This window comes from Citrobacter freundii complex sp. 2025EL-00176 (assembly GCF_053309355.1).
In genome coordinates this window covers 1,149,292-1,169,823 of the sequence record NZ_JBRYHT010000001.1, presented here as the reverse complement: position 1 = coordinate 1,169,823, position 20,532 = coordinate 1,149,292, and the positions used below count along the sequence as shown (strand labels likewise).

The 20,532-nt window shown below is 50.2% G+C and carries 15 protein-coding genes, 1 tRNA gene and 1 other RNA gene; 10 read left to right on the top strand and 7 right to left on the bottom strand.

Going from position 1 to position 20,532, the window contains the following annotated elements:
- Window positions 1-266 precede the first annotated feature (266 nt).
- From ACVXHP_RS05735 to narI, 4 genes are read left to right on the top strand one after another with little or no spacing between them, the layout of a single operon-like run.
- Window positions 267-4,010, top strand: a complete 3,744-nt coding sequence (locus ACVXHP_RS05735) for a nitrate reductase subunit alpha (RefSeq protein ID WP_447571037.1) — start codon at window positions 267-269, stop codon at window positions 4,008-4,010.
- Complete coding sequence (gene narH / locus ACVXHP_RS05730; protein ID WP_447571036.1) at window positions 4,007-5,545, top strand: nitrate reductase subunit beta; 1,539 nt, start codon at window positions 4,007-4,009, stop codon at window positions 5,543-5,545. Before ACVXHP_RS05735 ends, narH begins: the two co-directional genes overlap by 4 nt.
- Window positions 5,542-6,252, top strand: a complete 711-nt coding sequence (gene narJ, locus ACVXHP_RS05725) for a nitrate reductase molybdenum cofactor assembly chaperone (RefSeq protein ID WP_008784959.1) — start codon at window positions 5,542-5,544, stop codon at window positions 6,250-6,252. The genes narH and narJ overlap by 4 nt, the downstream gene beginning before the upstream one ends.
- Complete coding sequence (gene narI, locus ACVXHP_RS05720) at window positions 6,252-6,929, top strand: respiratory nitrate reductase subunit gamma (protein ID WP_038641116.1); 678 nt, start codon at window positions 6,252-6,254, stop codon at window positions 6,927-6,929. Before narJ ends, narI begins: the two co-directional genes overlap by 1 nt.
- Before the next feature lie 269 nt (window positions 6,930-7,198).
- On the opposite strand, the gene ACVXHP_RS05715 is transcribed toward narI, so the two are convergent.
- The 4 genes from ACVXHP_RS05715 to ACVXHP_RS05700 all read right to left on the bottom strand — a co-directional run bounded on the left by ACVXHP_RS05715 (window position 7,199) and on the right by ACVXHP_RS05700 (window position 8,969).
- Window positions 7,199-7,330: non-coding RNA, RtT sRNA (locus tag ACVXHP_RS05715), on the bottom strand.
- Between the two features lie 44 nt (window positions 7,331-7,374).
- Window positions 7,375-7,459: transfer RNA gene (locus ACVXHP_RS05710), tRNA-Tyr, on the bottom strand.
- Between the two features lie 156 nt (window positions 7,460-7,615).
- Window positions 7,616-8,458, bottom strand: a complete 843-nt coding sequence (purU, locus tag ACVXHP_RS05705; protein ID WP_003020737.1) for a formyltetrahydrofolate deformylase — start codon at window positions 8,456-8,458, stop codon at window positions 7,616-7,618.
- A gap of 55 nt (window positions 8,459-8,513) precedes the next feature.
- A complete protein-coding gene (locus ACVXHP_RS05700) occupies window positions 8,514-8,969 on the bottom strand; it encodes a YchJ family protein (RefSeq protein WP_447571035.1) in 456 nt (151 codons plus the stop codon).
- A 111-nt stretch (window positions 8,970-9,080) separates the two neighbouring features.
- On the opposite strand from ACVXHP_RS05700, the gene rssA reads away from it, so the two are divergent.
- From rssA to galU, 3 genes are all read left to right on the top strand, one after another.
- Complete coding sequence (gene rssA / locus ACVXHP_RS05695; RefSeq protein WP_069324649.1) at window positions 9,081-9,992, top strand: patatin-like phospholipase RssA; 912 nt, start codon at window positions 9,081-9,083, stop codon at window positions 9,990-9,992.
- Between the two features lie 89 nt (window positions 9,993-10,081).
- A complete protein-coding gene (rssB, locus tag ACVXHP_RS05690) occupies window positions 10,082-11,095 on the top strand; it encodes a two-component system response regulator RssB (RefSeq protein WP_038641109.1) in 1,014 nt (337 codons plus the stop codon).
- Between the two features lie 204 nt (window positions 11,096-11,299).
- The gene (gene galU / locus ACVXHP_RS05685) at window positions 11,300-12,208 is read left to right on the top strand and encodes a UTP--glucose-1-phosphate uridylyltransferase GalU (protein ID WP_038641107.1); all 909 of its coding nucleotides are present in this window, start codon (window positions 11,300-11,302) and stop codon (window positions 12,206-12,208) included.
- Window positions 12,209-12,344: 136 nt separating this feature from the next.
- Here galU and hns read toward each other — a convergent pair whose 3' ends face one another.
- Window positions 12,345-12,758 carry a histone-like nucleoid-structuring protein H-NS gene (gene hns / locus ACVXHP_RS05680; protein ID WP_003020723.1) on the bottom strand — a complete coding sequence of 138 codons (414 nt, stop codon included), beginning with the start codon at window positions 12,756-12,758 and terminating at the stop codon, window positions 12,345-12,347.
- Between the two features lie 630 nt (window positions 12,759-13,388).
- Between hns and tdk the strand changes: the two genes are divergently transcribed.
- Window positions 13,389-14,006, top strand: coding sequence for a thymidine kinase (gene tdk, locus ACVXHP_RS05675; RefSeq protein WP_200006279.1), 618 nt, complete (start codon window positions 13,389-13,391; stop codon window positions 14,004-14,006).
- A 240-nt stretch (window positions 14,007-14,246) separates the two neighbouring features.
- Here the strand turns inward: tdk and adhE are convergent, their stop codons facing one another.
- Window positions 14,247-16,925, bottom strand: a complete 2,679-nt coding sequence (adhE, locus tag ACVXHP_RS05670; RefSeq protein WP_447571034.1) for a bifunctional acetaldehyde-CoA/alcohol dehydrogenase — start codon at window positions 16,923-16,925, stop codon at window positions 14,247-14,249.
- A 487-nt stretch (window positions 16,926-17,412) separates the two neighbouring features.
- Here adhE and ychE point away from each other — a divergent pair, with 487 nt between their 5' ends.
- On the top strand, window positions 17,413-18,060 hold the full coding sequence (ychE, locus tag ACVXHP_RS05665; protein WP_003020714.1) for an NAAT family transporter YchE: 648 nt from the start codon (window positions 17,413-17,415) through the stop codon (window positions 18,058-18,060).
- 380 nt (window positions 18,061-18,440) lie between these two features.
- Here ychE and ACVXHP_RS05660 read toward each other — a convergent pair whose 3' ends face one another.
- A complete protein-coding gene (locus tag ACVXHP_RS05660; protein ID WP_447571033.1) occupies window positions 18,441-18,842 on the bottom strand; it encodes a hypothetical protein in 402 nt (133 codons plus the stop codon).
- A 1-nt stretch (window position 18,843) separates the two neighbouring features.
- On the opposite strand from ACVXHP_RS05660, the gene oppA reads away from it, so the two are divergent.
- Window positions 18,844-20,475, top strand: a complete 1,632-nt coding sequence (oppA, locus tag ACVXHP_RS05655; protein WP_304699074.1) for an oligopeptide ABC transporter substrate-binding protein OppA — start codon at window positions 18,844-18,846, stop codon at window positions 20,473-20,475.
- The last annotated feature ends 57 nt before the right edge of the window (window positions 20,476-20,532 follow it).

The following is a 20,532-nucleotide window of genomic DNA, read 5'->3' as shown; positions in this document are numbered from 1 at the left end:
AAGCAGGGGGGATACCCCTTAATACCCACTTATAAAGAATTTAACATTTGTATGATAAGTGAATTTTAAAAAATCATTTAAATTCATGGTGTTAATTGATTTCCTGATATCCCACTTAGGGGGTATGTGAAAATCGACCCTCATTTTTCATCCCTGCCTGCCTTGATCGTTATCAATTCTCGCGCCCTTTCAGAGCGTTACCTTCGCTCTCAATCAAGCAATGTCGATTTATCAGAGAGCCGTCAGGCTCCTACAGGAGAAAACCGATGAGTAAATTCCTGGACCGGTTTCGCTACTTCAAGCAGAAGGGCGAAACCTTTGCCGATGGGCACGGCCAGCTTCTCAATACCAACAGGGACTGGGAGGACGGATATCGCCAGCGTTGGCAGCATGACAAAGTTGTGCGTTCAACCCACGGTGTAAACTGCACCGGTTCATGCAGCTGGAAAATCTATGTGAAAAATGGTCTGGTGACCTGGGAAACCCAGCAAACTGACTACCCACGCACTCGTCCAGATATGCCAAACCACGAGCCTCGCGGCTGCCCGCGTGGTGCGAGCTATTCCTGGTATCTCTACAGCGCTAACCGTCTGAAATATCCGCTGATGCGCAAACGTCTGATGAAGATGTGGCGTGAAGCTAAAAAGCTGCACAGCGATCCGGTAGATGCCTGGGCATCGATTATCGAAGACGCCGACAAAGCAAAAAGCTTCAAACAAGCACGTGGTCGTGGTGGCTTCGTTCGCTCTTCCTGGCAGGAAGTCAATGAACTGATTGCCGCTTCTAACGTGTACACCATCAAAACATATGGTCCAGACCGCGTCGCAGGCTTCTCGCCGATCCCGGCGATGTCGATGGTTTCTTACGCGTCCGGCGCACGCTATATGTCGCTGATAGGCGGTACCTGCCTGAGCTTCTATGACTGGTACTGTGACCTGCCACCGGCTTCTCCGCAGACCTGGGGCGAACAGACTGACGTCCCTGAATCCGCTGACTGGTATAACTCCAGCTACATTCTTGCATGGGGTTCTAACGTACCGCAGACCCGTACTCCGGATGCGCACTTCTTTACTGAAGTTCGCTATAAAGGCACCAAAACGGTAGCGATTACGCCGGACTACGCTGAGATCGCCAAACTGTGCGACCTGTGGCTGGCGCCAAAGCAGGGGACTGATGCGGCGATGGCAATGGCGATGGGCCACGTCATGCTGCGTGAGTTCCACCTCGATAATCCGAGCCAGTACTTCACCGACTACGTTCGTCGTTATACCGATATGCCAATGCTGGTGATGCTCGAAGAGCGCGACGGCTATTATGCTGCTGGTCGTATGCTGCGTGCAGCGGATCTGGTTGACTCTCTGGGCCAGGAAAATAACCCGGAATGGAAAACCGTCGCTATCAACAGCAACGGTGAAATGGTTGCGCCAAACGGTTCAATTGGTTTCCGTTGGGGTGAAAAAGGCAAATGGAACCTCGAGCAGCGCGACGGCACGTCGGGTGATGAAACCGAACTACAGCTCAGTCTGCTGGGTAGCCAGGATGACATCGCGGAAGTCGGCTTCCCGTATTTTGGTGGCGAAGGTACCGAACATTTCAATAAAGTTGAACTGGAAAACATTCTGCTGCACAAATTGCCGGTTAAACGTCTGCAACTTGCCGACGGTTCTACCGCGCTGGTGACGACCGTTTACGATCTGACCATGGCCAACTACGGTCTGGAACGCGGTCTGAACGATGAAAACTGTGCAACCAGCTACGATGACGTGAAAGCGTATACGCCGGCATGGGCAGAAAAAATTACCGGTGTATCGCGCGCTCAAATCGTGCGCATCGCCCGCGAATTTGCGGATAACGCCGATAAAACACACGGTCGTTCGATGATTATCGTCGGTGCGGGTCTGAACCACTGGTACCACCTCGATATGAACTATCGCGGCCTGATCAATATGCTGGTGTTCTGCGGCTGTATCGGCCAGAGCGGCGGCGGTTGGGCCCACTATGTCGGCCAGGAAAAACTGCGCCCGCAAACCGGCTGGCAGCCGCTGGCGTTTGCGCTGGACTGGCAGCGTCCGCCTCGTCATATGAACAGCACCTCTTACTTCTATAACCACTCCAGCCAATGGCGCTATGAGACGGTTACCGCGCAGGAGTTGCTGTCACCGATGGCAGACAAATCCCGTTACAGCGGTCATTTGATTGACTTCAACGTTCGCGCTGAACGAATGGGGTGGTTACCGTCTGCACCGCAGTTAGGGACTAACCCGCTGCGTATCGCTGAAGAGGCAAAGAAAGCCGGCATGACGCCGGTGGATTACACGGTTAACGCCCTGAAAGACGGTTCTCTTCGCTTTGCGGCGGAACAACCGGAAAACGGCAAAAACCATCCGCGTAACCTGTTTATCTGGCGTTCCAACCTGCTCGGATCTTCCGGTAAAGGCCACGAATACATGCTGAAGTACCTGCTGGGTACTGAACACGGTATTCAGGGTAAGGATCTCGGCCAGCAGGGCGGCGTGAAACCAGAAGAAGTGGAATGGCAGGACAACGGCCTCGACGGCAAGCTGGATCTGGTGGTGACGCTGGACTTCCGTCTGTCGAGCACCTGCTTGTATTCCGACATCGTGCTGCCGACTGCAACCTGGTATGAAAAAGACGACATGAATACCTCGGATATGCATCCGTTTATTCATCCGTTGTCTGCCGCCGTTGACCCGGCCTGGGAATCGAAAAGCGACTGGGAAATCTATAAAGCCATCGCCAAGAAATTCTCTGAAGTCTGTGTGGGTCACCTCGGTAAAGAAACCGACGTTGTTACGCTGCCGATTCAGCACGACTCCGCCGCCGAGCTGGCGCAGCCGTTAGACGTGAAGGACTGGAAAAAAGGTGAATGTGACCTGATTCCTGGCGTTACCGCGCCGCACATCATGACCGTTGAGCGTGATTATCCGGCAACCTATGAGCGCTTTACCTCCATCGGCCCGCTGATGGAAAAAATCGGTAACGGCGGGAAAGGGATTGCCTGGAATACCCAGAGTGAAATGGATCTACTGCGTAAGCTCAACTACACCAAGGCTGAAGGCCCGGCGAAAGGCCAGCCCTGGCTTAATACCGCCATTGATGCCGCCGAGATGATCCTCACCCTGGCACCGGAAACTAACGGTCAGGTAGCCGTTAAAGCCTGGGCTGCGCTGAGTGAATTTACCGGTCGTGACCATACGCATCTGGCGCTGAATAAAGAAGACGAAAAAATTCGTTTCCGCGATATACAGGCGCAGCCGCGCAAAATTATCTCCAGCCCGACCTGGTCAGGACTGGAAGATGAACATGTGTCTTATAACGCCGGTTATACCAACGTTCATGAGCTGATCCCATGGCGTACGCTGTCTGGCCGCCAGCAGTTGTATCAGGATCACCAGTGGATGCGTGATTTCGGTGAAAGCCTGTTGGTTTACCGCCCACCAATCGACACTTGTTCAGTGAAAGCGGTGATGGGTGAGAAGTCTAACGGTAACCCGGAAAAAGCGCTTAACTTCCTGACGCCGCACCAGAAATGGGGTATCCACTCCACCTACAGCGACAACCTGCTGATGCTGACATTGTCACGCGGTGGTCCAATCGTCTGGATGAGTGAAGCGGATGCGAAAGATCTGGGTATCGAAGATAACGACTGGATCGAGGTCTTCAACAGCAACGGTGCATTAACTGCCCGTGCCGTTGTAAGCCAGCGTGTGCCGGCCGGGATGACCATGATGTACCACGCGCAGGAACGTATCGTTAACCTGCCGGGTTCAGAAATCACCCAGCAGCGCGGCGGGATCCACAACTCGGTGACCCGTATTACGCCGAAACCGACCCACATGATCGGCGGCTATGCGCAACTGGCCTACGGTTTTAACTACTACGGTACCGTCGGTTCAAACCGCGATGAGTTCGTAGTTGTACGTAAGATGAAGAACATTAACTGGTTGGATGGCGAAGGCAATGACCAGGTACAGGAGAGCGTAAAATGAAAATTCGTTCACAAGTCGGCATGGTGCTGAATCTCGATAAGTGCATCGGCTGCCACACCTGTTCAGTGACCTGTAAAAACGTCTGGACCAGCCGTGAAGGTATGGAATACGCCTGGTTCAATAACGTGGAAAGCAAGCCTGGCGTCGGTTTCCCGAATGACTGGGAAAATCAGGAAAAATGGAAGGGCGGCTGGATCCGTAAAATCAACGGTAAGCTGCAACCGCGCATGGGTAACCGTGCGCTGCTGCTGGGTAAAATCTTTGCTAACCCGCATCTACCGGGCATGGATGACTACTACGAGCCGTTTGATTTCGACTATCAGAATCTGCACACCGCGCCGGAAGGCAGCAAAGCGCAGCCGATTGCCCGTCCGCGCTCGCTGATCACCGGTCAGCGGATGAACAAAATTATCAGCGGTCCGAACTGGGAAGAAATTCTGGGCGGCGAGTTCGAAAAACGCGCCAAAGACCAGAACTTCGAAAACATGCAGAAGGCGATGTACGGCCAGTTCGAAAACACCTTCATGATGTATTTGCCGCGCCTGTGTGAGCACTGCCTTAACCCGGCGTGTGTGGCGACCTGCCCGAGCGGTGCTATCTACAAGCGTGAAGAAGATGGCATCGTGCTGATCGACCAGGACAAGTGCCGCGGCTGGCGTATGTGCATCACCGGCTGCCCGTACAAGAAGATTTACTTCAACTGGAAGAGCGGGAAGTCTGAGAAGTGTATCTTCTGTTACCCGCGTATCGAAGCGGGTCAACCGACCGTTTGCTCCGAAACCTGTGTTGGTCGTATTCGTTATCTCGGCGTACTGCTGTATGACGCAGATGCGATCGAAAGCGCGGCAAGCACCGAGCACGAAAAAGATCTGTACCAGCGTCAACTGGACGTGTTCCTCGATCCGAACGATCCGGCTGTCATTGAACAGGCGCTAAAAGATGGTATTCCACTGAGCGTCATTGATGCTGCACAACAGTCTCCGGTTTACAAAATGGCGATGGACTGGAAGCTGGCGCTGCCGCTGCATCCGGAATACCGCACGCTGCCGATGGTGTGGTACGTGCCGCCTTTGTCACCGATTCAGTCTGCCGCCGACGCGGGCGAGCTTGGCAGCAACGGTATTCTGCCGGATGTAGACAGTCTGCGTATCCCGGTTCAGTACCTGGCGAACCTGTTGACCGCTGGCGACACTCAGCCGGTACTGTTAGCGCTGAAACGTATGCTGGCAATGCGACACTACAAACGTGCGGAAACTGTTGACGGTAAAGTTGATACCCGTGCGCTGGAAGAGGTGGGCTTGAGCGAAGCGCAGGCACAGGAAATGTATCGTTACCTGGCGATTGCTAATTACGAAGATCGTTTCGTGGTACCAAGCAGCCATCGTGAACTGGCGCGTGACGCATTCCCGGAGAAAAGCGGTTGTGGCTTTACCTTCGGTGATGGTTGCCACGGTTCTGATACCAAATTCAATCTGTTCAACAGCCGCCGCATCGACGCTGTTGATGTGACCAGCAAAACGGAGCCGCACCAATGATTGAACTCGTCATTGTTTCGCGTCTGCTCGAGTACCCGGATGCTGCCTTATGGCAGCATCAGCAGGAACTTTTCGATGCACTCGCGTCATCTGAGAACCTGGATAAAGAGGATGCCCAGACTCTGGGCGTTTTCCTGCGCGATTTAACCGCGCAGGACATGCTGGATGTTCAGGCCGCCTACAGCGAACTGTTTGACCGTGGTCGCGCCACATCGCTACTGCTGTTTGAACATGTTCACGGGGAGTCCCGCGATCGCGGTCAGGCGATGGTAGACCTGATGGCACAGTATGAGCAGCACGGTTTGCAGCTCGACAGCCGCGAACTTCCCGATCATCTGCCTCTGTATCTGGAATACCTTGCCCAGTTGCCGAAAAGCGAAGCGTTAGGTGGTTTACAGGATATCGCGCCGATTCTGGCTTTGCTCAGCGCTCGTTTGCAACAGCGTGAAAGCCGTTATGCGGTGCTGTTCGACCTGCTGTTAAAACTGGCGAATACCGTTATCGACAGCGACAAAGTGGCTGAAAAAATTGCGGATGAAGCGCGTGATGATACCCCACAAGCGCTGGATGCGGTCTGGGAAGAAGAGCAGGTGAAATTCTTCGCCGATCAGGGGTGTGGCGAGTCGGAAATCTCCGCTCACCAGCGCCGTTTTGCCGGGGCCGTTGCGCCGCAGTATCTGAATATCACCACCGGAGGACAGCAATAATGCACTTCCTGAATACGTTCTTCTTTGACATCTATCCGTACATCGCGGGTTCGGTCTTTCTGATCGGCAGTTGGCTGCGTTATGACTATGGGCAGTATACCTGGCGCGCGGCTTCCAGTCAGATGCTGGATCGCAAAGGGATGAACCTGGCGTCAAACCTGTTCCATATCGGGATCCTCGGGATTTTTGCCGGGCACTTCCTGGGCATGCTGACGCCGCACTGGATGTATGAAGCGTGGCTGCCGCTGGAAGTGAAACAAAAGATGGCGATGTTTGCGGGCGGCGCCTCAGGCGTGATGTGTCTGGTCGGCGGTGTGCTGCTGCTGAAACGTCGTCTGTTCAGCCCTCGCGTGCGGGCCACCACCACCGGTGCGGATATTCTGGTGCTGTCCATTCTGGTTATCCAGTGTGCCCTTGGCCTGCTGACCATTCCGTTCTCCGCTCAGCATATGGACGGTAGCGAGATGATGAAGCTGGTGAACTGGGCACAAACCGTAGTGACCTTCCACGGCGGCGCGTCTGAATATCTGGATGGCGTGGCGTTTATCTTCCGTATGCACCTGGTGCTGGGTATGACGCTGTTCCTGCTGTTCCCGTTCTCGCGTCTGGTACACATCTGGAGCGTTCCGGTCGAGTATCTGACCCGCAAATACCAGATTGTACGTGCGCGTCACTGATCGGTTATCTGTGTAAGACAAAACCCTGCTCCGGCGGGGTTTTTTTATGCCTGTTTGCCGGATGGCGGCGTAACCGCCTTATCCGGCCTGGGCAGGTGTCAGCTCACTATTGGCCTGATAAGCGCAGCGCATCAGGCAAATTACACCGCCGTGTCAGGGAACTCTGTAGGCCTGATAAGCGTAGCGCATCAGGCAAATTACGGGTATGTATTGAGGGCAGAATATAGGACATTCAGGTTTGATTTCGCTGAAGTACGACAGGGAAGTGATGGTAGTGGGGGAAGGATGACTCAGCGCTGCGCGCTTCGCCCTTCGGGTCGTTGCCTGCGGCAACGCTTTCTCGCTGACGCTCGAATCGAACCTTAGTCGAAGCTTCTCATCCTTCCCGCATGGGCAGAATATGACAAATTGCAGTTGGATTGGGTATCGATGCTTTATGAAGTGATGGTGGTGGGGGAAGGATTCGAACCTTCGAAGTCGATGACGGCAGATTTACAGTCTGCTCCCTTTGGCCGCTCGGGAACCCCACCACGGGGTAATGCTATTTACTGGCCTGCTTCCGTTAGAAGCGGGGCGCATCATATCAAATGATGCGCCCCTGTAAAGTATTCCGTTGATAAAAAAGAACTGGTTGCCTGATTTTTACGCGTAAAGATGTAAAGGTAACCAATTATATTATCAATCGATTACAGAATAATCGTTCGGTTACCGTAAACAAATACGCGTTGAGCCAGAACCTGATACAGCGCGCGGCTTAATACATTTTTTTCAACGTCACGGCCGGCACGCATCATGTCTTCTGCGGTGTAGGTGTGATCAACGTGAATCACGTCCTGCATAATGATTGGGCCTTCATCGAGATTATCATTCACATAGTGGGCCGTCGCGCCGATGATCTTCACCCCGCGCTCGTAGGCCTGGTGGTATGGACGAGCGCCAATAAACGCTGGCAGGAATGAATGGTGAATATTGATGATCTTATTCGGGAAGCGGGAAACAAAGGTCGGTGTCAGAACACGCATGTATTTTGCCAGCACGACATAGTCCGGTTGGTGCGCATCGATAGCATCGGCCATTTTCTGGTCGTGTTCATCGCGGGTTAAACCTTCGTGACTAACCAGTTCAAACGGAATATCAAAGCGTTCAACCAAAGGACGAAGCGTCTCGTGGTTGCCGATCACCGCAGCGATTTCAACATCCAGTCCGCCATAATTTGCTTTCATTAACAGATCGCCCAGGCAATGCGCTTCCTTGGTGACCAAAATGACGATACGGCGGCGTCCTGCTGGCGTTAATTCGCGAATAGAGCCTTCCGGTAAGGCGCTGTCAAGATCGGCAAGTAGCGTGACATCGTTAAAAATGCCCTCCAGTTCGGTACGCATAAAAAAGCGTCCGGTACGGTGGTCCACGAACTCATTGTTCTGCACGATATTCAGTTCATGCTTGTAACAGATATTTGTAATGCGCGCGATCAGACCTTTTTGGTCCGGGCAAATAGTACGCAGCACTTTTCGTTGTAATGAATGCATTTGCAGCGGTGATCCTGTTGAGAATGTTTGCAAAATTGATACTGTCGGGCGTTGATTAGCCGCAGCACTTCTTAAATTTTTTACCCGAGCCACAAGGGCAGGCGTCGTTTCGTCCAATTTGAGGGCGTGTACCGTCTATATAGTACCACTGACCGTTTTCTTTTAAAAAACGAGAGCGTTCGATAATGGCGCCGGTTTTTCCCTGTTCAGAAAACCGCGCGACAAAACTGACGTAGCCGATATTTTCTGAATCTGTCGTCTGTTGTTCAAAAACGGTCAGTCCCAGCCATTCGGTATGCGTAAATCCTGCGATAATGTCGTCACGAAACGCAGCCGCATGGCAGTCCGGATGCCAGGTCCTGATAAGGTAATCTGCGTCTTTCATCACAAAAGCGCAGTAACGAGCACGCATGAGGTGTGACGGCGTAGGTGCTACTTGCGCGCCAGACACATAACGGTAGCAACATAGGCTATACTCGACAGCGCTACCACAGGGACAAAGCTGAGACACAAAATACTCCCTGGAATAAAAAAACGGCGTAAAAACGCCACGGTGGCACTATGTTAACTGAGCGGTAGCGATGTTGCTACGTCTGCAAGCCAGGGGAAGTTTGTACGTACAATGAGAAAAATTAAAATTGGGCTGGCGCTAGGTTCCGGCGCGGCGCGCGGCTGGTCGCATATTGGAGTGATTAAAGCCCTTAAGCATATGGGGATTGATGTAGATATCGTGGCAGGGTGCTCCATTGGTTCGCTGGTTGGCGCTGCCTACGCCTGCAATAAGTTGCCCGCTCTCGAACAGTGGGTTTGTTCATTCAGTTATTGGGACGTCTTACGCCTGATGGATCTCTCGTGGCGCAGGGGAGGACTACTGCGCGGAGAACGGGTGTTCAACCAGTACCGTAATGTCATGCCGGTAGAAGCGATTGAACAATGCACACGCCGTTTTGCAACGGTTGCAACCAATTTAAGTACCGGCCGGGAACTCTGGTTCACCGAAGGTGATTTGCACCTGGCTGTCCGGGCATCCTGCAGCATTCCTGGTCTGATGTCTCCCGTAGCGCATAATGGTTACTGGTTGGTCGATGGCGCGGTGGTGAATCCCGTGCCAGTCTCCCTGACGCGTGCGCTGGGCGCCGATATTGTTATTGCGGTCGACCTGCAACACGATGCGCACCTCATGCAGCAAGATTTACTCTCCTTCAACGTCAGTAGCGATGCTGAATCAGGCGATGGCGCTGACGAACTCTCATGGCATGGCCGTCTGAAAGAGCGTCTGAGCAACATTACGGCGAGGCGGACCGTGACCGCGCCGACGGCGATGGAGATCATGACGACCTCTATTCAGGTTCTGGAAAACCGTCTGAAACGTAACCGTATGGCTGGCGACCCGCCTGATATTCTGATTCAGCCGTTTTGTCCGCAAATATCCACGCTGGATTTCCACCGCGCCAGTGCAGCAATTGCTGCCGGGCAGTTGGCGGTTGAGAAGAAAATGGATGAGCTTCTACCTCTGGTGAAGACCAACGTCTAGGCACTTTTTATCAATACTTAAGTTAAATCTGACAGGCGTGAGTAGCAATAGCATGCCACTATTTATTAAAGCCAGTCAGGGGGGAGAATATGACGCAGCCATTGGTCGGAAAACAGATTCTTATCGTTGAGGATGAGCCGGTATTCCGCTCACTCATGGACTCATGGTTTTCCTCTTTGGGAGCGACAACAGCGGTGGCCGGCGATGGGCTTGAAGCACTGGACTTACTTGGTCACTTTACGCCGGACTTAATGATCTGCGACCTGGCTATGCCACGCATGAACGGTCTTAAACTGGTTGAGTATTTACGCAATCGAGGCGATCAAACGCCGATACTGGTGATTTCCGCGACGGAAAACATGTCTGATATAGCCAAAGCGCTGCGACTTGGTGTGGACGACGTTCTTCTGAAACCGGTGAAGGATCTTAATCGCCTGCGAGAAACGGTTTTTGCGTGCCTGTATCCCAATATGTTCAATTCACGGGTTGAAGAAGAAGAGCGGCTGTTTCGCGACTGGGATGCTATGGTGGACGATCCTGCTGCTGCAGCTAAGTTGCTGCAGGAGCTACAGCCGCCAGTATCGCAAGTGATTTCACAATGTCGCATAAACTATCGGCAATTGGTTGCCGCCGATCAACCGGGATTGGTGCTGGATATTGCACCACTGTCGGATCACGACCTTGCTTTTTATTGTCTGGATGTCACGCGGGCAGGGGATAATGGCGTGCTGGCCGCATTATTGCTGCGAGCGCTATTTAACGGTTTGCTACAGGAGCAACTGACGCAACAAAATCAGCGGTTGCCAGAGTTAGGTGCGTTATTGAAACAGGTGAACCATTTGCTACGCCAGGCTAATTTACCAGGCCAGTTTCCCTTACTGGTAGGGTATTACCACAGCGGGTTAAAAAACCTGATTCTGGTATCAGCAGGACTGAATGCGACATTAAATACGGGTTCTCATCAGGTACAAATCAGCAATGGCGTACCGCTGGGAACGCTTGGTAATACCTATCTTAATCAGTTGAGCCAGCGCTGCGAGTCATGGCAGTGCCAAATTTGGGGGGCGGGTGGTCGCCTGCGCCTGATGTTGTCTGCGGAATGAACAATTGAGCGGGGGAGGAATGAAATTGCTTCACCTCCCTCATGCTGTGAGTGCTACTATCAGCGCCAGATTTATTCGTATTTATCTTAATTATACCGACGAGCGTCCTTTTCAGACCAGAGGCTTACCGCTGTACTGATATACTTGGATGCGATACAGATTGATGAACACGTTCAATACATGAACAGTCCAGGAGAGTTTTAAATGGCTGCTATTAATTCAAAAGTCAAAAAGGCCGTTATCCCGGTGGCGGGATTAGGAACCAGGATGTTACCGGCTACGAAGGCAATCCCGAAAGAGATGCTACCGTTGGTTGATAAGCCATTAATTCAGTACGTGGTAAACGAATGTATTGCTGCGGGTATCACTGAAATTGTACTTGTAACTCACTCGTCTAAAAATTCCATTGAAAACCACTTTGATACCAGCTTTGAACTCGAAGCTATGCTGGAAAAACGTGTAAAACGTCAGCTGCTGGAAGAAGTGCAATCTATTTGTCCGCCGCATGTCACTATTATGCAGGTACGTCAGGGGCTGGCTAAAGGTCTGGGTCACGCCGTATTGTGCGCGCACCCGGTAGTTGGCGATGAACCGGTTGCGGTTATCCTGCCAGACGTAATTCTGGATGAATACGAATCAGATTTATCTCGCGAAAACCTGGCCGAAATGATTCATCGTTTTGATGAAACTGGTAGCAGCCAGATTATGGTTGAACCCGTAGAAGATGTTACCGCTTATGGCGTAGTGGATTGTAAAGGCGTTGAATTAGCGCCGGGCGAAAGCGTGCCGATGGTTGGCGTTGTTGAAAAGCCGAAAGCGAATGTTGCGCCGTCTAATTTGGCGGTCGTAGGTCGTTATGTTCTCAGTGCAGATATCTGGCCTCTGCTGGCAAAAACGCCTCCGGGCGCGGGCGACGAAATTCAGCTGACTGACGCTATCGATATGCTGATTGAAAAAGAAACGGTTGAAGCCTATCACATGAAGGGCAAAAGCCATGACTGTGGTAATAAGCTCGGCTATATGCAGGCGTTCGTTGAATATGGTATTCGCCATAATACCCTCGGTGCTGAATTTAAAGCCTGGCTGGAAGAAGAGATGGGTATTAAGAAGTAACCACCAGTAATTATCAGGTCAGAACGGCGCTGTTAATCCAGCGCCGTTTTTTTATACCTAATCCGGGTAGGGGCCATGCGAAGTACGGTAAAAAAAATCCCGCCAGCGGCGGGATTTTAAGCAAACTATTTCTGAATTATTCCTTGATCAGGAAATCGTCCAGTTGTTTACCTTGTTCTTCCATCGCTTTTTTGATCACAGCCGGTGTACGACCTTGGCCAGTCCAGGTTTTGGTTTCACCGTTTTCGTCAACATAGCTATATTTAGCCGGACGCGCAGCGCGTTTAGCTTTGGTGCCAGATTTAACAGCAGCCATGCTATTCAGCAGCTCGTTCGGATCAATGCCGTCAGCAATCAGCATTTCACGATATTGTTGCAGTTTACGAGTACGTTCTTCAACTTCAGCAGCGGCAGCGCTTTCTTCTTCACGACGCTCGCTAACTACAACTTCTAATTTTTCCAGCATTTCTTCAAGCGTTTCCAGAGTACATTCTCTTGCCTGCGCACGAAGAGTACGGATGTTGTTCAGAATTTTAAGTGCTTCGCTCATTGTAGTAATCTCAAACTTATATTGGGGGTGGTTTGTTGAGCTAATAATAGAGCGATAATTTCAGTTGTGCAATAGCCAGGAATGTAAGGAATTCAAAATTGCGCTTTATTTAGTATCAGAATTAATTCCTCTGTCTTAAATTCTCCGCGATGTTGGGCATAAAAAAGGCTTATTGGTGGGGGGGCGTCTCAACGGCTGAGAGTAAAAATTCAAGATTCAGGTCACATTTTATCGTGTACAAATAGTATCACTTTGCAGTGATTTCAACCTTTTGTATTAGTTTTGCTTACGTGAATTCGCTATTACTTGGCGGCGGTGGGGAGATTCAATAACAATAAGGGAACGGTTTCTTAATTGTCGATCCTTGATAAGCCAGACTGATAAATTTCATGAGCACTATTTGTGAAAGAATGTGTATATACGGTTCGGCTCCAGACTGTTTGGCCTAAGATGTCGCGCGAGCTTACTCCCACCCATAAAGAGCACCTGCATTCTCTGGTTATTAACGCGGCACTGAGCGAGTCGGTGCGCGCCTTTATACGTCTTTCGGGACAACGCTGCACCGACATGTGCGTGAAATATGATACACTCCAACCCATATTTATTTCCCCAGGTGAGGGCCTACGGTCAATGGCACAGCTATATTTTTACTATTCGGCAATGAATGCCGGTAAGTCGACTGCATTGCTGCAATCTTCGTACAATTATCAGGAGCGTGGAATGCGCGCTGTTGTATATACAGCGGAAATTGATGACCGTTTTGGCACAGGAAAAGTAAGTTCACGTATAGGTCTGTCGTCACCTGCAAAATTGTTTAACCAAAATTCATCATTGTTCGAAGAGATTCGCGCCGAGAATGCGCAGCAAAGAATTCACTGTGTACTGGTTGATGAGTCTCAGTTTCTGACGCGACAACAGGTTTATGAATTATCTGAAGTTGTCGATCGGCTGGATATTCCTGTGTTGTGTTACGGATTACGCACCGATTTTCGTGGTGAGCTATTCGGCGGCAGTGAATACCTGCTTGCGTGGTCAGATAAGCTGGTTGAATTAAAAACTATTTGCTTCTGTGGCCGTAAGGCCAGCATGGTGTTACGTCTTGATCAGGCCGGAAGGCCGTTTAACGAGGGCGAGCAGGTGGTTATAGGCGGAAACGAGCGCTATGTGTCGGTGTGCCGTAAGCATTATAAGCAAGCACAGTCTGAAGGCTCTCTGACGGCAATACAAGAACGACACAGCCACGATTAACTCTATGCGCTTCTGGGCGCTTATAAGCACAGGGTAGGCCACAAACTATTATACGTGTTCTCTACCCTGTCACACGCTCTTCTGACGCCATTCTGGCTTCTTCCCTGTATGTAATCTTCATCAGGCCCTATCTCGCCAGTGGCTGAGTCAGGTATTACCTCATTTTATAGCGTAAAACACAAAAAAAAACGGCCCCCAAAAGGGACCGTTTAGAGTCAGACTAAAACTTATCTGAACGAATTAAGCGGATTTCTTCGCTTTTTTCTCAGCTTTCGGTGCAACTACTGCTTCAGTCTTAACGATGGTTTCACCTTCGCTGTACTCACGGCCGTAGTAGGTATCCAGCAGAATCTGCTTCAGCTCAGCAATCAGCGGATAACGCGGGTTAGCACCAGTACACTGGTCGTCAAACGCATCTTCAGACAGTTTGTCAACGTGTGCCAGGAAGTCAGCTTCCTGCACGCCAGCTTCACGGATAGACTTAGGAATACCCAGTTCAGCTTTGATTTCGTCCAACCAGCTCAGCAGTTTCTGGATTTTCGCGGCAGTGCGGTCGCCCGGTGCGCTCAGACCCAGATGGTCGGCAATTTCAGCGTAGCGACGACGTGCCTGCGGACGGTCATACTGGCTGAATGCAGTCTGTTTAGTCGGGTTGTCGTTCGCGTTGTAACGAATAACGTTGCTAATCAGCAGTGCGTTCGCCAGACCGTGAGGAATGTGGAACTGAGAACCCAGCTTGTGCGCCATGGAGTGACATACACCCAGGAAGGCGTTCGCAAACGCGATACCGGCGATGGTCGCTGCACTGTGTACACGCTCACGGGCTACCGGGTTCTTGGAACCTTCGTGGTAGGACGCTGGCAGGTTTTCTTTCAGCAGTTTCAGCGCTTGCAGAGCCTGGCCGTCAGAGAATTCAGAAGCCAGTACGGAAACGTAAGCTTCCAGAGCGTGAGTGACGGCATCCAGGCCACCGAACGCACACAGGGACTTCGGCATATCCATCACCAGGTTGGCATCGACAATCGCCATATCCGGGGTCAGGGCATAGTCAGCCAGCGGATATTTCTGACCGGTTGCATCGTCGGTCACAACCGCAAACGGCGTTACTTCAGAACCGGTACCGGAAGTGGTGGTGACGGCGATCATTTTCGCTTTCACGCCCATTTTCGGGAACTTGTAGATACGTTTACGGATGTCCATAAAGCGCAGCGCCAGTTCTTCGAAGTGGGTTTCCGGGTGTTCGTACATAACCCACATAATTTTCGCGGCGTCCATCGGGGAACCACCGCCCAGCGCGATAATCACATCTGGTTTGAAGGAGTTAGCCAGCTCAGCGCCTTTACGAACAACGCTCAGCGTCGGGTCAGCTTCAACTTCAAAGAACACTTCGGTTTCAACGCCAGCAGCTTTCAGCACAGAGGTGATCTGGTCAGCATAACCATTGTTAAACAGGAAGCGGTCGGTCACGATCAGCGCACGTTTGTGACCATCAGTAATCACTTCATCCAGCGCGATTGGCAGAGAGCCACGACGGAAGTAGATAGATTTCGGAAGTTTGTGCCACAACATGTTTTCAGCTCGCTTAGCAACGGTTTTCTTGTTGATCAGGTGCTTAGGACCAACGTTTTCAGAGATGGAGTTACCACCCCAGGAACCACAACCCAGAGTCAGGGAAGGTGCGAGTTTGAAGTTGTACAGGTCACCGATACCACCCTGAGAAGCAGGGGTGTTGATCAGGATACGCGCGGTTTTCATCATCTGACCGAAGTAAGCAACGCGTTCTGGCTGGTTATCCTGGTCGGTGTACAGGCAAGAGGTATGACCGATACCGCCCATCGCAACCAGTTTTTCAGCTTTGTCCACTGCGTCTTCGAAGTCTTTCGCACGATACATAGCCAGTGTCGGAGACAGTTTTTCGTGAGCAAACGGCTCGCTTTCGTCAACAACCTTAACTTCACCGATCAGAATCTTAGTGGTTTCTGGTACAGAGAAGCCTGCCAGCTCAGCAATTTTGTAGGCCGGCTGACCAACGATAGCGGCGTTCAGCGCGCCATTTTTCAGGATGACGTCCTGAACAGCTTTCAGCTCTTTGCCCTGCAGCAGGTAGCCGCCGTGAGTGGCGAAGCGCTCACGTACTGCGTCATATACAGAGTCAACCACGACAACAGACTGTTCAGAAGCACAGATTACGCCGTTATCGAAGGTTTTAGACATCAGAACAGATGCAACAGCACGTTTGATATCAGCGGTTTCGTCGATAACAACAGGGGTGTTACCTGCACCTACGCCGATTGCCGGTTTACCGGAGCTGTATGCCGCTTTAACCATGCCTGGACCACCGGTCGCAAGGATCAGGTTGATGTCCGGATGGTGCATCAGCGCGTTAGACAGTTCTACGGAAGGTTGATCGATCCAGCCGATCAGATCTTTCGGTGCGCCAGCAGCGATTGCCGCTTGCAGAACGATGTCAGCAGCTTTGTTAGTGGCATCTTTAGCACGCGGATGCGGAGAGAAGATGATGGCATTACGGGTCTTCAGGCTGATCAGCGATTTGAAGATAGCAGTAGAAGTCGGGTTAGTGGTTGGAACGATACCGCAGATGATACCAATCGGTTCAGCGATAGTAATGGTACCGAAAGTGTCGTCTTCAGACAGCACACCACAGGTTTTTTCATCTTTGTAAGCGTTGTAAATGTATTCAGAAGCAAAGTGGTTTTTAATCACTTTATCTTCGACGATGCCCATGCCAGATTCGGCAACGGCCATTTTCGCGAGAGGGATTCGAGCGTCTGCGGCAGCCAGAGCGGCGGCGCGGAAGATTTTATCAACCTGTTCTTGAGTGAAACTGGCATATTCACGCTGGGCTTTTTTTACGCGCTCTACAAGTGCGTTAAGTTCAGCGACATTAGTAACAGCCATAATGCTCTCCTGATAATGTTAAACTTTTTTAGTAAATCATCTGCTCGATACGAGAGTATAGACAGACCGACGAAAATTTGTGTAACGGTTTGAAAATCAAACGGTTAATTAACGTCCACTTTACCTTGATTTACTAAAAGAGCTTATACGCAAGCGCCAGTTAACTCTCGCGCTTTACCTCCAGGGGACGTAAGCAAGGTTACTCACTTCTGAGTAGTAATTGCGTGATCTGGATCAAAATTTCGCAAAGCTGACACCTTTCAGCAGGCCCTTTTAGCGTTTATCGGTAAGTGTTAAAAAATCGAGGTGGTGAATGCTAATCACATTAGCATATTTAATACATATTAATAACACTAACTATTAGTAGCGTATTTACGTAGATATACGCAGATAGGAGGTGAAGTATGCTGACAAAAGGCGTATCTTCAGCGCGGATTTTATCAATTTTTATGACTCATTTTATCCGGCTAACGCTTCGGAGCTAACCGTGATCCAAACGCTATTTGATTTTCCTGTTTATTTTAAATTTTTTATTGGGTTATTTGCCCTGGTCAACCCGGTAGGGATCATCCCTGTCTTTATCAGTATGACCAGTTATCAAACTGCGGCTGCGCGAAATAAAACCAATCTCACGGCAAACCTGTCGGTTGCTATCATCCTGTGGACTTCGCTGTTCCTGGGTGACGGTATTCTGCAACTTTTCGGTATCTCTATAGATTCGTTCAGGATTGCTGGCGGTATCCTGGTTGTGACTATCGCGATGTCGATGATTAGCGGAAAACTTGGCGAAGATAAGCAGAACAAACAGGAAAAATCAGAAACAGCCATTCGTGAAAGCATTGGCGTGGTGCCGCTGGCATTACCGCTGATGGCGGGGCCAGGGGCAATTAGCTCGACTATCGTTTGGGGGACGCGTTACCACAGTGCGATTAATCTGTTTGGCTTTTTTGTCGCGATTGCGTTGTTTGCCTTGTGTTGCTGGGGGCTGTTTCGCATGGCGCCGTGGTTAGTGCGCTTGCTGGGCCAAACGGGAATCAACGTCATTACGCGTATTATGGGGCTGTTACTCATGGCCTTAGGGATTGAATTCATTGTTACTGGTATCAAATCCATTTTCCCCGGTTTGCTTGCCTGATAGTCCTTCTTCAGTACAAACGGAGCCGCTGTAGGCTCCGTTTCCTTTCATTATTAGTAAAACCAGTAATATTTCTCACTAAAGTTCAAAATCAGCAAAGCATCTAAAAGAAGATGCTGAGGTGCATATGTTTTTTATGCATTGATTTTAAAGATGAAATAATTTTCTGTATGTCTGGTGAACGTCGATGTCCTTGTTATTTTATTAACATCATACTCTGGGGCTTGCTGTAGGATTATCGAAATGTTATTAGTTATTTCGGCACTTATTTCAGATGAATGTGCTAATTAATAATCAATTGTTAAATTTATATGCATTTCTGCGTCAAACCAGCATCTGACAGGGAGCTTATGCGTGAGTGTTGTTTATCATGATGATTATTAATGGTTTTTTGATGCTTGTTTCGCTGCCTTGCCCCTTTCAAGGTGCGATCTATTTTCAATAAAAGAGAATTGGTTAACAATTTTGTAAAATGAATTGGCGGTAAAGAAACGCATTTGGTACTTTCCGGCCAGGTATTTTGCAGAAGAATTGACGTTGATGAGAATGATTTTCAGTTGGCTTCTCTCAACAGGGTAATAGCGTGTTTCCGGCAGGGGAGACACGTAGATAATCGACGCAAGGCGGTCGTACGAATCGCCAGAATAAATAAAGTCGGTGATAGCAAGCAGTAAAACAATAAACCACCTGACGGCAGAAAATCTCCGGTGCCGTACAGGGATCCTGACAGGATTAACAGTCTGGTTAAATAACCAGCCATAATAATGAGGGAGTACAAACACAATGACGATCATCACTAAAAAAAGTTTAGTCGCTGCGGGGATCCTCACTGCGCTAATCGCTGGAAATGTGGCCACGGCGGCAGTTGTGCCGGCGGGTGTGCAGCTTGCTGAAAAGCAGACTCTGGTGCGTAATAACGGTTCGGAAGTTCAGTCTCTCGATCCACATAAAATCGAAGGTGTGCCGGAATCCAACATTAGCCGGGACCTGTTTGAAGGTTTATTAATCAGTGATGTCGATGGCAAACCATCGCCGGGCGTGGCTGAAAAATGGGATAATAAAGATTTTAAAGTCTGGACATTCCATCTGCGTAAAGATGCTAAATGGTCTGACGGTACGCCTGTTACCGCGCAAGATTTTGTCTATAGCTGGCAACGTTTGGCGAACCCAAATACTGCCTCACCTTACGCCAGTTATTTGCAGTACGGTCATATCGTCAACATTGATGACATCATCGCCGGTAAAAAGCCGGTCACCGATCTCGGTGTGAAAGCGATTGACGATCATACTTTTGAAGTCACCCTGAGCGAACCTGTTCCTTATTTCTATAAACTGCTTGTGCATTCTTCCGTTTCTCCGGTTCCTAAAGCCGCCGTGGAAAAATACGGTGATAAGTGGACCCAGCCCGCTAACATTGTCACTAACGGCGCGTATAAACTGAAAGACTGGGTGGTTAACGAGCGTATTGTGCTTGAGCGTAATACCAACTACTGGGACAACGACAAAACTGTTATTAACCAGGTGACCTACCTGCCAATTTCTTCTGAAGTGACTGACGTTAACCGCTATCGCAGCGGTGAAATCGACATGACCTATAACAACATGCCGATCGAGTTATTCCAGAAACTGAAAAAAGAGATCCCGAACGAAGTTCACGTTGATCCGTATCTGTGCACCTATTATTACGAAATCAACAACCAGAAAGCACCGTTCAACGATGTTCGTGTTCGTACCGCGCTGAAGCTGGCGATGGATCGTGACATCATCGTCAACAAAGTGAAAAATCAGGGCGACCTGCCTGCCTATAGCTTTACCCCTCCTTACACCGATGGCGCGAAACTGGTCGAGCCAGAGTGGTTCAAATGGTCACAGGAAAAACGTAATGAAGAAGCGAAGAAACTGCTGGCTGAAGCCGGTTATACCGCTGAAAAACCATTGACCTTTGACCTGCTGTATAACACCTCAGACCTGCACAAGAAACTGGCTATTGCCGCGGCATCTATCTGGAAGAAAAATCTGGGCGCTAACGTCAAGCTGGAAAACCAGGAGTGGAAAACATTCCTCGATACGCGTCATCAGGGCAACTATGATGTTTCACGTGCCGGCTGGTGCGCGGATTACAACGAACCAACTTCCTTCCTGAATATGGTGCTGTCCGACAGCTCCAACAACACGGTTCACTATAAGAGCCCTGCATTTGACAAGCTGATTGCAGACACCCTGAAAGTGACAGATGAAGCGCAGCGCAGTGAGCTGTATTCGAAAGCGGAGCAGCAACTGGATAAAGATTCTGCGATTGTACCGGTTTATTACTATGTTAACGCCCGCCTGGTGAAACCATGGGTTGGCGGATACTCCGGTAAAGACCCGATGGATAATATCCATGTAAAAGACTTGTATATTATCAAGCATTAATGGCAAGACGTGGGGCAATCAATTTTGCCCCACAGTGTCTTTTTCTTCGAACTATTA